The following is a 14,326-nucleotide window of genomic DNA, read 5'->3' as shown; positions in this document are numbered from 1 at the left end:
TAACTGGGCTTCACAATGCATTGCCCATCGCTGTACAAATGAAAAAGCATTGATCCCAATCAGCCGGATCCGGAGCATCACCCCATGTCAACAAGGGGTTGCTCCCCGAAAGGACCGATATCCGTGGCGCAGCGCGTAGTAGTAACGCTCTCCGATGACATCGACGGAGGAGAAGCCGCAGAGACGGTCGCCTTCGGATTGGACGGGAAGTCGTACGAGATCGACCTCAATCCCGCCAATGCGAAGAAACTGCGCGGCGCCCTCGCTCCGTTCGTCGAGGCCGGCCGCAAGCGGGCCAAGTCCGGCAAGGCCTACCACCGGACCGCGGTGAACCCCGACCCCGCGGCCGTCCGCGCCTGGGCCCGCTCGAACCAGATGGACGTCCCCCCGCGCGGCCGCATCCCGAAGAAGGTCTACGAGGCCTTCAACGCGGCCAATCGCTGACCGAGTTGCCGGCATCCCTCGGCCAGGGCGCAGCCGACTTGCACAGCACCCCTACTGATCAGCTAGAGTCTGGAGCACGCCGAGGGGCGAGGCCGAAAGGCCGGACCTCACGGAGTCACGCGGGTGTAGCTCAGTAGTAGAGCGCCCCCTTTCCAAGGGGGAGGCGCAGTGTGCAATCCCTGTCACCCGCTCTGACAGCTCAACCTTCCCAAAGGATCAGGTACAGTAGCTGTCGCGCCGCCCGGTGAAAGCCGAGTGGATGCCTGCGGACGTAGCTCAGTTGGTAGAGCGCAACCTTGCCAAGGTTGAGGTCGCGAGTTCGAGCCTCGTCGTCCGCTCAGATAAAGAAGGCCCCGGTCATTGCGACCGGGGCCTTCTTTCTTTTGGCGCCCCGTCGCGCCGCTTCCCCTCCCCTTCCTCTGCACGCGGGCAACTGACATTTGTCATCAGCTGCGATGACAGTCCGCACTGCCCGGAACCGTGATCCGGCGGAACGCTGGTCTCATGAACAACGGGGAAAAAACCGAGGTGGGTGCGGGCCGCGGCAGCGCCGGATACGAAGCCGGTGTGATCGACGTCACCGGGCTGCGCCGGAGTTACGGCGACGAAACCGGCGGCAGGAGCCCGAGCGGGGCGAGGGAACGGAGCGGGCGGAGAGAGCGGAGCGGGCAGGGAAGCTTCGAGGCGGTGCGCGGTATCGACTTCTCCGTCGCGCGCGGGGAGCTTTTCGCGCTGCTGGGGACCAATGGCGCGGGCAAGACCTCCACTCTCGAAGTGCTGGAGGGCCTGGCCCCGCCCACGGCCGGAAAGGTCCGGGTCCTCGGGTGTGATCCCTTCCGGGAGCGCCGCGCGGTGCGGCCCCGGATCGGCGTCATGCTGCAGGAGGGCGGCTTCCCGGCCGAGCTGACGCCCGCGGAGACCGTACGCATGTGGGCGGGGTGCACCAGTGGGGCGCGCCCGGTCGACGAGGCGCTCGGCTCCGTGGGATTGGAGCGGCGCAGGGATGTACGTGTCAAGCAGCTGTCCGGCGGTGAGCGCCGGCGACTGGATCTCGCGCTGGCGCTGCTGGGGCGGCCCGAGGTGCTGTTCCTGGACGAGCCGACGACCGGGCTCGACACCGAAGCGCGCCGTGCCACCTGGGAACTGGTCCGTGAGCTGCGGGACTCCGGGACCACGATCGTGCTGACCACGCACTATCTCGAAGAGGCAGAGGAGCTGGCGGACCGGCTGGCGATCCTGCACGAGGGGCGGATCGCGGCCGCGGGGTATGTCGCGGACGTGGTCGCCGCGCATCCCGCGCACCTCTCTTTCGAGCTGCCCGCCGGATTCCACCCCGGTGATCTCCCGCCGGCGGCAGAGCTGGGCGTCATCGGCCAGGAGACGGACGGGCGGACGGTCCGGCTGCGGACGGACGAACTCCAGCGGGCCGCGACCGGCGTCCTGCTGTGGGCGCAGGACAACGGGATAGCGCTGGGACGCCTGGACGTCAGATCCGCATCCCTGGAAGAGGCTTTTCTGCACATCGCGAAGGGGCTGGAGAACACATGACTGCACAGGTGAGGGCGACCGGCGGCGCCGAGCGCGCCCAGGCACCCGCGGAGAGCGGCACCGCGGCGCGCCTTCTCGCCCTGGCGCGTGCCGAGTTGACCCTTCTCGGCCGCAACAAGGCCGCGCTGTGGACCGCGCTGGTCCTCCCGGTCGCCCTGGCGTTCGCCATGAAGGGGGCGGTCGAGAACCTCGTGTCCGGCACCGGGCTGTCGGCCGGGGCGGTGCTGCTGCCGGCGACCCTCGGTTACGTCCTGCTCTTCGCCGTCTACTCCACCCTCACCGGCGCCTATGTCGCGCGGCGCGAGGAACTGGTCCTGAAGCGGCTGCGTACGGGCGAGCTGCGGGACACGGAGATACTGGCCGGCACCGCGCTTCCGGCGGTGCTGCTGGGGCTGGTGCAGTGTGTCCTGCTCGTGGTCCTGGGCGGCCTGGTCCTGGACGCCGGTCTGCCCGGCGCTCCGCATCTCCTGATCGCCGGTGTGGTGCTCGGCACGGCCGTGGTCGTGGGGGTCGCCGCGGCGTCCTCCGTCTTCGCCAGGTCGGCCGAGGCCGCTCAGCTCACCGTGCTGCCCTTCATGCTGGTGGCGCTGGCCGGGTCCGGGATGGTCGTTCCGCCTTCCCTCCTTCCGGAGCGGGTGGCCGACGTCTGCGAACTGCTTCCGCTGTCACCGGCGATGGAGCTGATACGGGCCGGCTGGACCGGCGGCGAGGGCCTCAAGGAGACACTGGGCCACCTGCTCACCGGCTTGGCCTGGACCGTGCTCGCGTTGTTTGCTGTCCAGCGGTGGTTCCGCTGGGAGCCACGGCGCTAGGGGCGTGGGGCGACGGGGGGCGGACGGCGATGATCGACAAGCTACGGGGGATGTGGCGGCGGCGGGGTCAGATGGCCATGGTCGACGCCTACTTCCGCGGCAGTCTGTATTTCTTTCCCTGGCTTCCCGTGCTCAGCGGGTTGACCCTCGTCATGAGCAACGCGGACCGCAGCGCGTTGTCGGCCACAGTGGCCGTGGTCACCATGGGGCTGATGGTGACTCAGGGCATGCTGGCGGTCTCGCTGTTGAACCGTGCGCTGAACCGCTATCTGGAACGGGGGGCGACACCGTGCACGCTGTTGCTCGCCTCGGGTGTCCTGACCCTCGTCACCGAGTTCGCGCTGTACGCGCTGATCAGGGTCGACGGACCCGTCGACAAGGACGCGTTGAGCGCGGCGGCGCTGGCGATCGGCGCGACCCTCACACCGTTCTTCATGGCCCTCAGCCTGGTGGTGTCCAAGCGGAAGTTCCTGGCCGTGCCGGCCGGCGGGGCGGTGGTGTGCATGACGGCGCGCTATCTGCTCACGGGTTCCTGGCCGGGCGCACTGGGCCTGGCCTCGATGGTGCTCTTCGCCGGTACGTGGAGCTTTGTGCTGGCGCGGCCCACGGGCTGGATGCTTAGCGTGATCGGGAAGCTGGATGCGGCACGGCACACCGAGGCACGGCTCGCGGTCGCCGAGGAGCGGTTGCGGTTCAGCCGGGATCTGCACGACGTGATGGGCCGGAATCTGGCGGTGATCGCCCTCAAGGGGGAGCTGGCGGTCCAGCTGGCGCGCCGGGAGCGGCCGGAGGCCGTGGAGCAGATGGTGGAGGTGCAGCGGATCGCCCAGGAGGCGCAGCGGGAGGTCCGGGAGGTGGTGCGCGGCTACCGGAAGGCCGATCTCCAGTCGGAGTTGGCGGGCGCCCGCTCCGTCCTGCGGGCGGCCGGGGTGGACTGCCGTATCGAGGGCGAGGAGGGCGCACCACTGCCGCCCGAGGTGGAGTCGGCGCTCGGCTGGGTGGTCCGGGAAGGCACCACGAACGTGCTGCGGCATGCCGTGGCGGCGCAGAGCTGTGCGGTGCGGACCCGGATCGATCCGGGTCGCTCGGTACTCGTGATGACGATGGAGAACGACGGTGTCGCCCCGTCACCGGACGAGGCCGCCGGCGGCCCGGGCCCCGGCAACGGTCTCAAGGGGCTGCGGGAGCGTCTGCGCCCCCTGGGCGGGAGCCTGACATCGGGCCTGGTCCCGAACGGCGGCTACCGGCTGACGGTCGAACTCCCGGTGGGGGCGGCGCGTGGTTAGCGGGTGCGGGGCGGGAAGCATGCCGGTGGGGGTGTCCGGGGCGGGTGTCCGGCGCGGGCGGAGAGGTGGGGTGGAAGCGTGCGCGAGGACATGATCCGGGTGCTGCTCGCGGATGATGAGCACCTGATCCGCGGGGCGCTGGCGGCGCTGCTGTCGCTGGAGGACGATCTGCTGGTGGTGGCCGAGGCGGCGTCGGGGCCGGAGGCGCGGGCGATGGCCTGTGCGCACGAGCCGGATGTGGCGGTGCTGGATCTGCAGATGCCAGGGGCCGACGGTGTGGCGGTGGCCACATCTCTGCGGGGTCAGGTGCCGGGCTGCCGGTCGATGATCGTGACGAGTCACGGGCGGCCGGGGCATCTGAAACGGGCGCTGGAAGCCGGGGTGCGGGGGTTCGTGCCGAAGACGGTGTCGGCGCAGCGGCTGGCGGAGATCATCCGCACGGTGCACGCCGGAAACCGTTATGTGGACCCGGAGTTGGCGGCGGACGCGATAAGCGCCGGGGAGTCACCGCTGACCGTCCGGGAAGCGGAGGTGCTGGAATTCGCCGAGTCGGGGGCGCCGGTCACGGAGATCGCGGCGCGGGCTTCGCTGTCGCCGGGGACGGTGCGGAACTACCTCTCGTCGGCGACCGCGAAGCTGGACGCGGAGAACCGTCATGCGGCGGCGCGCCTCGCCCGCGAGCGGGGTTGGCTATAGTGGACCCCGCACCGCGCGGCGGCACCTGAAATTCCAGGAGCTTTGTGCGGGGCATGCGGACGTAGCTCAGTTGGTAGAGCGCAACCTTGCCAAGGTTGAGGTCGCGAGTTCGAGCCTCGTCGTCCGCTCAGTGAGAAAAGACCCCGGTCGGTTGACCGGGGTCTTTTCCGTCAGGCCCAGCTGAGGCCGGTGAGGCGCTGGTAGGCCTCGATGTACTTGGCGCGGGTGCTCTCGACGATCTCCTGCGGGAGGGCGGGCGGCGGCTCCTCGCCCGTACGGTCCCATTCCGCGGCGGGCGAGGTCAGCCAGTCGCGCACGAACTGCTTGTCGAACGACGGCTGGGCGCGGCCCGGCTGCCACAGGTCGGCCGGCCAGAAGCGCGAGGAGTCCGGCGTCAGGACCTCGTCGGCCAGGGTCAGCCGCTCGCCGTCGAAGCCGAACTCGAACTTGGTGTCCGCCAGGATGATGCCGCGCTCGCGGGCGATGTCGCGGGCCCGGCCGTAGACGGCGAGGGTGGTCTGCCGCAGCTCGGCGGCGACCTCGGGGCCGACCTGGTGGGAGACCTCCTCGTACGAGACGTTCTCGTCGTGGTCGCCGACGGCGGCCTTGGTGGCCGGGGTGAAGATCGGGGCGGGCAGCTCGGAGCCGTCGACCAGGCCTTCGGGGAGGGCCAGTCCGCAGACCGTACGGGTCTGCCGGTATTCGGCGAGGCCGGAGCCGGTCAGGTAGCCGCGGGCCACGCACTCCACGGGGACCATGTCCAGCGACTTGCAGACCAGGGTGCGGCCCGCCCAGTCGGCGGGGGCGCCGTCCGGGACGTCGGTGGCGAGGACGTGGTGCGGGACGAGGTCGGTGAGCTGCTCGAACCACCACAGGGAGAGCTGGGTGAGGACGCGGCCCTTGTCCGGGATCTCGGTGGGCAGCACCCAGTCGTAGACCGAGGTCCGGTCGCTGGCGACCATGACCAGGTCACCGGCGGCGTTCCGGTAGAGGTCGCGCACCTTGCCGGTGTGGAGGTGGGTGAGCCCGGGGACCTCCACCGGCTCAGGCTTTTCTACAAAACCGGGCACGCTTCCTCCGCGTAGGTTGATCCAGGAGTCCCCCCGATTCTCCCTCACGCGCGCCGGAGGTGACGGACGGGGGCCCGGGTGCGTCCCGGAACCCGGCACCGGCGTACGGCGGCCGCCGTACGGCAGGCGTGTGCCGCCGGGCTCAGTCGCGTTTGCAGATGCGGTCGAGGAGGTTGGCGGTGGCGCGCTGGATGCGCTGGTCGACATGGCCGGGCCGGTCGAGGGCGGGGGACCAGGCGAAGGTGCCGGAGGCGAAGACCCAGGCGCCGCTGGGGGCGCGGTAGAGGGAGGTCTCCTGATGGCGGAGGGTGCCTTCGCTGTCGCGGTACGGGGAGTGGGCGAGCAGGATGCGTTCGGTGTGCGCGGGGAGGCTGGTGCGCGGGAAGTAGCGGTCGGCCTCGCCGGCGACCAGGCCGGGGAGTTCATCGCCTTCGTGGGCGCCGGTGGCCTCCCACAGCCAGTGGCCGCCGTTGCGGACGACCAGGGGGGCCGGTTCGGGGACCCGGCCGGCGTACTGGATGCCCATCAGCCGCTGTTCGGGATCGCCGTTCTCCCGCCAGAGGGCGGGGCGTCCGGGGCCCTGGCGCTTGCGGCAGTGGAGCAGGGATTCCGGGCCCGAGGGCGCCGGGGAGAGATCGACCTGCCAGTACATGGTGTTGGCGGAGAGGAAGACCAGGGACGTGCCGGTGTCGCGGGCGGCCTCGACCGTACGGCGCATGGGCACCGACCAGTACTCGTCGTGGCCGGGGAAGACCAGGCCGCGGTAGCGGGACGGGTCGACCCGTCCGGCGTGCAGATCGCGGGCGTCGGCGTAGGCGAGGTCGTAGCCGTAGCGCTCGGCCCAGCGGATGAAGTCGTAGGCGTGGCCGACATGGAGGGGCAGGCCGGCGCCGGCGTAGGGGCGGTCGAAGGAGACCGTGGTGGCGGCGTCCGGCTCGCCGAGCAGGGCGCCCTTCTCGTCCCAGGCGTGGTAGAGGCTGGCGCCGGTGCGGCCGTCCTCCGGGTAGAGGTTGTAGGCCTGCCAGGTGATGTCGGGCAGCAGCAGGAGGAGGTCGGCGGGCTCGCTGTCGCGGACCGTGAAGGGGACATGGGAGCGGTAGCGGCCGTCGGCGGTGGTGAGCACGGCGACATAGGCGCCGAGCTTCCAGGACGTGGGGACCTGGAGGCGCCAGGACAGCCACCAGTGGTGGCAGGAGACCGTGCGCTCGGCGGTCAGCGGGGGCGGCTGGACGATGCCGGCCAGCCGCGGGCTGGTGGTGATCTTGGAGGCGCCGGTGCCGCCGTAGTGGCCGATGCGGTAGATGTCGATGCTGAACGGCTGGGGCGGATCGACCGAGACCCGGAAGTCGATCGCCTCGCCGGGTGCCACCGCACCGGGGCCGGCGAAGCCCTTGATCTGGCGGTGCACGTCATCGGCGGTGCGCGGGCCGTTGTGCTTGTGGGGTGCGGGCTCGCTCCGATCGCCCTGGGCGACGGCGGGGTCGACGTACCAGGGGATGATCCGGCCGGAGTCGAAGTAGTTCTCGCTGCCGCGCAGCCAGGGCAGCGGGCCCTGCCCGAACGGGTCCGTGACCGCGTGAGCGAGGGCGCCCGACTCCCAGCGCCTGATCTGATCCGTCGCCACCATCCACTCCCCTCCCACGTCCCCCATCGGCCGCGGCCCCTCGGACCGGTGCGGTGCCGGCGGGACGAGCCCGGCCGGCCGCCCCCAGCACATCACATTACGCACCCACTCCGTCACCCTTCGTCGTGAATTTAGATGCAACCGCCCCCGAAATGCGAACTGGAAGGGAACATTCAGCCGGTCGAGCGGACGGCCCGGCGCGGACGGCGCCCCGCACGCCGCCGTGGGCTCCGGTTCACACCAGCCGCACCGGCTTCTCCGGGCGGACGCCGACCGTCGTCAGCCAGCCGCGGAGCGGCTCCGCGTCGCCGTCGTCGACCAGGCTGAGCACCGGGCGGCCGAGGTCGGCCCGGCGGGCGCCGTCGACCAGCAGCGCCGGGCCGTCGAGCCAGTCCAGACCGGGGGTGGCCCCGGCGGTGTCGACGGCGGCGCAGCAGACCATGGCGGTGACGTGGTCGGCGAGCAGCTCACGGCCCGTACGGGGCGGTTGCAGCGGGAGCAGCGGGAGGCCGCCCTCGGCCAGGCCGTCGTCCCAGGCCACCCCGATCGCGGTGTCCTGCGGTGCGGCGCCGCGGGCGGCCTGGCGGGCCGCCTCCTCGCGCTCCTCGCGCTCGACCTCGGCGCCCAGCCGGGCGGCGACGAGATCGCCCGCGCGCTCGTCATGGGCGAGCCGCTCGATGACCCGGGCCAGCGTCGGGCCGGGGGCCGGTGCGGGCTGCTGCTCCTCGGGGCGGCCGCCGGCGGACGGTTCCAGGGGCGGGCCACCGGTAGCTGGGCCCAGGGACACCTCGTCGGCGGGCGGGCCCTTGGTCGGACCGCCGGTGGACAGGCCCAGGGCCGGACCGTCGGTGGCCAGGGCCACGGGCGGCTCGTCGGCGGGCGGGGGCTCCGGCGGGCCGTGGTGGGACGCTGCGTCGGCGGGGCCGGCGTACGAGAGGGGCGGGGCGGTGGCGGCGGGGCTCTGGGCCGGGGCCGGCGGTGCGGGCGGGGCGGCCGGGAGCGCGGATGCCGGGAGGTTGTCGAGTACGCGGTGGAGGCGGGCGGCCTCCAGGCGCCATTTCCGGTCCACGACCTCCTCCGGGTACTGGTTCCAGCCGACCGGTGACCAGTCGGGTCCCGGCTCGGCCGGGCCGCCGTGGAAGAGGCGGGCGGCCAGCAGCGAGGCGGCGCTGTCGATGGCGCCCGGCTCCTCCAGGAGGTCGCAGGCCGGGCGCTCGCCGAGACGGGAGGCGAAGCCGTCGGCGAGCCGGTCCCGGCGGGAGAGCTCGGTGAGCGCGGAGACCACCCCGGCGTCCAGCCGGGACGGCCAGCGGCCCATTCGCCAGGCGGGCAGCGCGACCCTGGTCAGCAGCCGGTCCCAGCCCGCGTAGGCGAGGCCGACCTGCTCCTGGGCGACGATCCGCAGGCCGTAGTCGACGGTCTGGGCACGCTCGGAGGCGGCGGTCGCGACGGCGCGTTCCATGATCGTGGCGTGTTCGCGGCAGGCCCGCAGCAGCAGCCGCGCCACCCGGCCGACACCGCGCAGCGGGAGGCCCCACAGCGGGCGCCGGGCGCGGGCGGCGACCGCCACGGCGGCGTCCAGACCACGGATGAAACGGCGGGCGGCCGCTATGTCGGGATGGGCGGACGGGCCCGTACCGGCGACGACGGGGGCCAGCAGGGCGCGCAGCTCGGCGACCCGCATCCACCACAGGAACGGCGAGCCGATGACCAGGACCGGCGCCTCGGGCGCCCGGCGCTCCCGGCCGCCCGGCCCCCTGCCGCGCCGCGGCGGCCCGTGGGCGCGGTGCGTACGGTCCTCCAGCCAGCTGTCGCAGTCCGGGGTGAGCGCTATGGCGGAGGGCGCGGGGACCTCCAGGCGGTCGGCGAGATCACGCACCAGGCGGTAGAGATCGGGGGCCGACTTCTCGGAGACCGGGACCGACGGGCTGAGGGCGGGCCGGGCGCGCGTGACGACCACGGCGACCAGCGCGGCCGGCAGCAGGCTGAGCATCGCCAGACCGCCGGCGATCCAGCAGGCGAGCTCCCAGCCGGCGCCGAGCCGGCCGGTCATCCGGCCGACGGACAGCACCACCGCCACCGCCGCGGGCAACAGTGCCACGGCCAGCGCGGTGCTGCGGATCCGCAGCACCGCCAGGGCGCGGGCACGCGCCGCCAGGACGCCTGTTTCCGGACTTGCCACGAGCCTGTACACCCCCTGCTGTCTGATGCAGCCGGACGGAGAGAACACGGGACGGACCTACGAGAATCGCGCGTTGTGCGGAGCGAGCTCACTCCACACCCACTGTGGCACCGGCCACTGACATCGCAATGCCGGTGAGCCACTTGCCGGACGCCGCCGTGATCACCGTGCCGGAATCCGGCACGGCAACCGCAGGACGCTTGCGCGGCACCCTAGTTGGGGGTTTTGGTCCCGTCAGCCGGTTACTTGGTGCGGTCACTCGATGGAATGGCTTTGGGCAAAGCCGGGAACCGGTGCCGACGGCGTATGGGCCGCGGCGGGGCGGCCCGTTCGGCACGCACCGGCCGTACCTGACGCGGCCCGGTCTGCGCCCACAGACCTGAGGCATATGCCACGGTATGTGCCATGTGTCCCAGGGGAGATGTCACCGTCCGCGGTGGGCGCGACGGGTGCGTTCCCGCGCCCGCCGCGCCGTCACCGCTGGGCGCCTTACGCGTCCGCGGCCGCGTCCGCGACCTTGGCGGCGATGTCCGTGCGGTGCTGGGAGCCGTCCAGCGAGATCCGGCCGACGGCGCGGTAGGCGCGCTGCCGGGCGGTGGTGAGGTCGGCGCCGGTGGCGGTGACGGACAGCACCCGGCCGCCCGCGCTGAGCACCGCGCCGGAGTCGTCGCGCTTGGTGCCGGCGTGCAGCACGTACGCCTTCGGCCCGTCCTGCGCCACGACGTCGGCGAGGCCGTCGATCGGGTCACCGGTGCGCGGGGTGCCCGGGTAGTTGTGGGACGCGATGACGACGGTGACCGCCGCGCCGTCGCTCCAGCGCAGCGGCGGGAAGGTGGCGAGGGTGCCGGTGGCCGCGGCGTGCAGCAGACCGGCCAGCGGGGTCTTGAGCCGGGCCAGGACGACCTGGGTCTCCGGGTCACCGAAGCGCGCGTTGAACTCGATCACGCGCACCCCGCGGGAGGTGATCGCCAGACCCGCGTAGAGCAGCCCGGAGAACGGGGTGCCGCGGCGGCGCAGCTCGTCGACGGTGGGCTGGAGGACGGTGGCCATGACCTCGTCGACCAGCTTGGGGTCGGCCCAGGGCAGCGGGCTGTACGCGCCCATACCGCCGGTGTTGGGGCCCTCGTCGCCGTCCAGCGCCCGCTTGAAGTCCTGGGCGGGCTGCAGCGGGACGACGGTCTCGCCGTCGGTGACCGCGAAGAGCGAGACCTCCGGGCCGTCGAGGAACTCCTCGATGACCACGCGGTCGCAGGCCAGCGCATGGGCGCGGGCGGCCGCGACGTCCTCGGTGACGACGACGCCCTTGCCGGCCGCCAGCCCGTCGTCCTTGACGACGTACGGCGCGCCGAAGGCGTCCAGCGCCTCGTCGATCTCTTCCGGGGTGGTGCAGACGTAGCTGCGGGCCGTGGGGACGGCCGCGCTGGCCATCACGTCCTTGGCGAAGGCTTTGGACCCCTCCAGCTCGGCGGCCTGGGCCGACGGGCCGAAGACCGGGATACCGCGGTCGCGTACGGCGTCCGCGACGCCCGCCACCAAGGGGGCTTCGGGACCGACGACGACCAGGTCGGCCTCCAGGCCGGCCGCGAGTTCGGCGACGGCTGCGCCGTCGAGGGCGTTGACCCCGTGCAATTCGGCCACCTCGGCGATGCCGGCGTTGCCGGGAGCGCAGTGCAGCGCGGTGACGTCGGGGTCGAGGGACAGAGAGCGGCACAGGGCGTGTTCGCGGGCGCCGCCGCCGATGACGAGGACCTTCACGGTGGCAGCCTAGACGAGAGCCCCGGACACCCGGACGTCGGCCGGGCCGGGCCGGCGGGCGGCGCCGGAACGGCCGGAAACCGTGCGTCACCGCGTTGGCCACTCTTTCGGGTGAGACGCCCGGTGGCCCTATACCCGATCCCGCACCACTTCCGGGCGGAAAGAGCGTGATCGTGGGGCCGACGCCAGCCGTTCGGCGGTAGGAAGGGGGGCAGTGGGCAACGGCCGTCCCGTATGTCACGCGTGCACCGCACGTATCCGGAGAGAGCGCAGAGAGGGAGTGCACGGGTGAGTCAGCCGGAGATGCAGCCCGAGGGACCCCCTCGGGAGAGCGGCCGCGCCCCACGGGCGCGCGGCGGCCGGGGCGCCGGACGGAGGGATCTCGCCGGACGTGCCTTCCCGCTCGGCGACTGGGGGGAACCGGCCGACCGCCTGGACGCGCTCTATCTCTGGACCGAGGAGGGCGCGCTGCGCGCCGCCGACTGGTATCTGCACGACCGGCTCGCCAAACGCCGCGGCGCGCGGATGCTGCGGCTGGGCGCCGCGGCCGGGGTGACCGTCGGCGGGACGCTGCCGCTGCTGGATCTCGCCGGGGTGTGGAAGGGCGGCGCGTCCTGGGGCTGTCTGTCGCTGCTGCTGGCGGCGGTGTGCGTGGGCGGCGACCGGTACTTCGGGGTGACCGCCGGGTGGATGCGGGACCTGGCGACCGCGCAGGCGATCCACCGGCGACTGGAGGCGCTGCAGTTCGACTGGGCGACGGAGAGCGTACGGGAGGTGCTCGGGCCGGCCGAGGGCACCGCGGGTGAGGCGGCGGAGCGCTGCCTGGGGGTGCTGCGGCGGTTCAACGAGGACCTCGGGGAGCTGGTACGGGCCGAGACGGCGGACTGGGTGGCGGAGTTCCGCGGCGAGTCGCTGCGCTTTGCCGCGGACCACGTTGTCGGGTCGCCCGCCGTGGCGTCGCGGCCGGAGGGGGCGGCGGGGCGGTTCGTGGTGCCGCAGCATCGGGTGCGGCCGAATATGCCTCGGCAGCGTCCGCCGGAGTCGCCTCGCTGAGGCTTCCCACGATTTCGGCTCTGCCGCCGTGGTTGTTGCTCGCCGTTTGTGGCCCGCTGCGCGGTGCGCCGGCGCTGCGCTGTGCCTCGGCGTGCGTTTTCGGCTCTGCCGCCCTGGTTGTTTGCGCGCCGTTTGTAACCCGCTGCGCGGCGCCCCCGCCGTTTCGCTGCGCTGTGGCTCGGCTGATTTTTTCGGCTGACCCGCCGTTGCTCCCCCACTGCCTGAACGGCGTGGGAGGTACCCCCACGCGGCGGGCGGTGTCCGCTGCGCGGGGCTGTCGGGGTGCGGTGACGGGCCTTTGGGGCAGGGGTGGGGGACTGCTTCGCTTTACGTCCCACACCCCTGCCCCTCCGGCCCGTCACCTCCCGTGGGATGGGTGGGAAGGAGGCCGGTGGGGGTTTCGGTGAGTGGTTCGGTGAGGGTGGGTCAGCTGAAGACGATCATGGAGCCTTGGCCGAGGCTTCGGGTGGCGGCGGCGTGGAGGCCCAGCCATACGTGGCGTTCGCGGGCGAAGGGGCTGTCGTCCAGGGGGACGGCGAGCGCGCGTTCCTCCAGGGAGGTGGGGCCGGCCGGTGGGGCGGGGGCGGCCGGGGGATTGGCCGGATCGATGCCCAGGGATGGCGCAACCAGTTCCAGGTCGCGCAGCAGGCCGTGGGAGGAGCCCAGTGGGCCGCCGCCCTCCAGCAGCTCGTCGTTGGCGAGCGGGTGCGGGAAGTCGACCGGGACGTACGCGCCCGCGTGGTCGTAGTGCCACACCAGGTGGGACTGCTGCGCGGTGGCCTCGAACATCTCCAGCAACTGCTCGTAGTCGCCGCCCAGTTCGTCGACCGGTGTGACCTCCAGGCCGCACAGGCGCAGCAGGTAGGCACGGCGCAGGAAGTGCAGGGCGTCGTAGTCGAAGCCGGCGACGGGGGCGACGTCACCGGAGAGGCCGGGCATGTAGCTGAAGACCGGGACCGGTGGCAGGCCCGCTTCCGTCAGGGCCTTGTCGTACGCGGCGATCTCTTCGGAGAACGGGTTGTCGGGGCTGTGGCACAGCACATCGACGAGGGGTACCAGCCACAGGTCACATGCCACGAGTGTGGGCTCGCTTCCGGTCGGGGACGGGGACACCGGCGCACGTACAGGTACGGGTACGGCCCATTACGGCCGATGGTCGGGACAGCGTAGTGCTAGCCGCGCGTTCCGACGAGAGCGAGGGAGTGCTCGTTGTACTCCGCGATCAGCTGCTGAGCGGTGACCAGGTCGTGCTGGATCAGGGCGTCGGCCAGGGCGCTGTGGCCATGCCACAGCAGCCCCTTGAGGTCCGGTTCGCGGCGCAGCAGCGGCACCGCGAACATCCAGGTCTGGACGCGGATGCGGTCGAGGAAGTCGCTGATGTAGGCGTTGTTCACGATGCCGCTCAGCTCGCGCCAGAAGCGCAGGTCGTAGCCGATCAGTACGTCCAGGTCGCCGGCCCGCGCGGCCCGTTCGGCCTCGTCGGCGCGGCGCCGGATGGAGATCAGCACCCCCGCGGCGGTGGCGCGCAGCGCCTGGTCGACGCCGCTGCGGAAGATGCCCTCGATGATCAGGGTGCGGGCCTCGACCATGGCGCGGAAGTCGTCGGCGGTGAAGGCGTGCACCTTGAAGCCGCGGTGCTGTTCGACGTCGAGCAGGCCCTGGGCGCACAGGTCGAGCAGCGCCTCGCGCACCGGGGTGGCGGAGACGCCGTACTGCTCGGCGATCTCCTTGACGGTGAAGGGGTGGCCGCAAGGCAGCCGGCCGGCCAGGACCTCGTCGCGCAGGGCGTCGGCGATCTGCTGGCGCAGGGTGCTGCGTCGTATGACTGAGCTGTCTCCGCCGGCGGCCATCGTCTG

The 14,326-nt window shown here is 72.4% G+C and carries 12 protein-coding genes and 3 tRNA genes; 9 read left to right on the top strand and 6 right to left on the bottom strand.

Annotation, left to right across the window (positions count from 1 at the left end):
• Positions 1-123 precede the first annotated feature (123 nt).
• The 8 genes from ACFW5B_RS21705 to ACFW5B_RS21670 all read left to right on the top strand — a co-directional run bounded on the left by ACFW5B_RS21705 (position 124) and on the right by ACFW5B_RS21670 (position 4,914).
• Complete coding sequence (locus ACFW5B_RS21705; protein WP_386441898.1) at positions 124-444, top strand: Lsr2 family protein; 321 nt, start codon at positions 124-126, stop codon at positions 442-444.
• 119 nt (positions 445-563) lie between these two features.
• A tRNA-Gly gene (locus ACFW5B_RS21700) sits at positions 564-635 on the top strand.
• Positions 636-709: 74 nt separating this feature from the next.
• Positions 710-782: transfer RNA gene (locus ACFW5B_RS21695), tRNA-Gly, on the top strand.
• Positions 783-948: 166 nt separating this feature from the next.
• Complete coding sequence (locus ACFW5B_RS21690) at positions 949-1,992, top strand: ABC transporter ATP-binding protein (RefSeq protein ID WP_386441895.1); 1,044 nt, start codon at positions 949-951, stop codon at positions 1,990-1,992.
• The gene (locus ACFW5B_RS21685; RefSeq protein WP_386441892.1) at positions 1,989-2,804 is read left to right on the top strand and encodes an ABC transporter permease; all 816 of its coding nucleotides are present in this window, start codon (positions 1,989-1,991) and stop codon (positions 2,802-2,804) included. The genes ACFW5B_RS21690 and ACFW5B_RS21685 overlap by 4 nt, the downstream gene beginning before the upstream one ends.
• Positions 2,805-2,833: 29 nt before the next feature.
• Positions 2,834-4,090: a sensor histidine kinase gene (locus tag ACFW5B_RS21680; protein WP_386441889.1), complete on the top strand. Its 1,257-nt coding sequence runs from the start codon at positions 2,834-2,836 to the stop codon at positions 4,088-4,090.
• Between the two features lie 90 nt (positions 4,091-4,180).
• The gene (locus tag ACFW5B_RS21675; RefSeq protein ID WP_386442033.1) at positions 4,181-4,786 is read left to right on the top strand and encodes a response regulator transcription factor; all 606 of its coding nucleotides are present in this window, start codon (positions 4,181-4,183) and stop codon (positions 4,784-4,786) included.
• A 55-nt stretch (positions 4,787-4,841) separates the two neighbouring features.
• Positions 4,842-4,914: transfer RNA gene (locus ACFW5B_RS21670), tRNA-Gly, on the top strand.
• Positions 4,915-4,956: 42 nt separating this feature from the next.
• On the opposite strand, the gene ACFW5B_RS21665 is transcribed toward ACFW5B_RS21670, so the two are convergent.
• The 4 genes from ACFW5B_RS21665 to purD all read right to left on the bottom strand — a co-directional run bounded on the left by ACFW5B_RS21665 (position 4,957) and on the right by purD (position 11,417).
• A complete protein-coding gene (locus tag ACFW5B_RS21665; protein WP_386441886.1) occupies positions 4,957-5,856 on the bottom strand; it encodes a phosphoribosylaminoimidazolesuccinocarboxamide synthase in 900 nt (299 codons plus the stop codon).
• A gap of 142 nt (positions 5,857-5,998) precedes the next feature.
• Complete coding sequence (locus ACFW5B_RS21660) at positions 5,999-7,480, bottom strand: N,N-dimethylformamidase beta subunit family domain-containing protein (protein WP_386442030.1); 1,482 nt, start codon at positions 7,478-7,480, stop codon at positions 5,999-6,001.
• Between the two features lie 235 nt (positions 7,481-7,715).
• Positions 7,716-9,533 carry a hypothetical protein gene (locus ACFW5B_RS21655; RefSeq protein ID WP_386442028.1) on the bottom strand — a complete coding sequence of 606 codons (1,818 nt, stop codon included), beginning with the start codon at positions 9,531-9,533 and terminating at the stop codon, positions 7,716-7,718.
• Between the two features lie 618 nt (positions 9,534-10,151).
• Entirely contained in the window at positions 10,152-11,417 is a 1,266-nt protein-coding gene (gene purD / locus ACFW5B_RS21650; RefSeq protein WP_386441883.1) for a phosphoribosylamine--glycine ligase, read from the bottom strand.
• Positions 11,418-11,705: 288 nt separating this feature from the next.
• Here purD and ACFW5B_RS21645 point away from each other — a divergent pair, with 288 nt between their 5' ends.
• Positions 11,706-12,470, top strand: a complete 765-nt coding sequence (locus ACFW5B_RS21645) for an SLATT domain-containing protein (protein WP_386441880.1) — start codon at positions 11,706-11,708, stop codon at positions 12,468-12,470.
• 426 nt (positions 12,471-12,896) lie between these two features.
• On the opposite strand, the gene ACFW5B_RS21640 is transcribed toward ACFW5B_RS21645, so the two are convergent.
• Together ACFW5B_RS21640 and ACFW5B_RS21635 are read right to left on the bottom strand one after the other, a co-directional pair.
• Positions 12,897-13,547 carry a hypothetical protein gene (locus ACFW5B_RS21640; protein WP_386441878.1) on the bottom strand — a complete coding sequence of 217 codons (651 nt, stop codon included), beginning with the start codon at positions 13,545-13,547 and terminating at the stop codon, positions 12,897-12,899.
• A gap of 95 nt (positions 13,548-13,642) precedes the next feature.
• Complete coding sequence (locus ACFW5B_RS21635; protein ID WP_386441875.1) at positions 13,643-14,320, bottom strand: GntR family transcriptional regulator; 678 nt, start codon at positions 14,318-14,320, stop codon at positions 13,643-13,645.
• Positions 14,321-14,326: the final 6 nt, after the last annotated feature.

This window comes from Streptomyces sp. NPDC058773 (genome assembly GCF_042746015.1).
In the GTDB taxonomy this organism is placed as follows: domain Bacteria; phylum Actinomycetota; class Actinomycetes; order Streptomycetales; family Streptomycetaceae; genus Streptomyces.
Note: the sequence above shows the minus strand (reverse complement) of the source record. Positions and strands in the feature narration are given on the sequence as shown.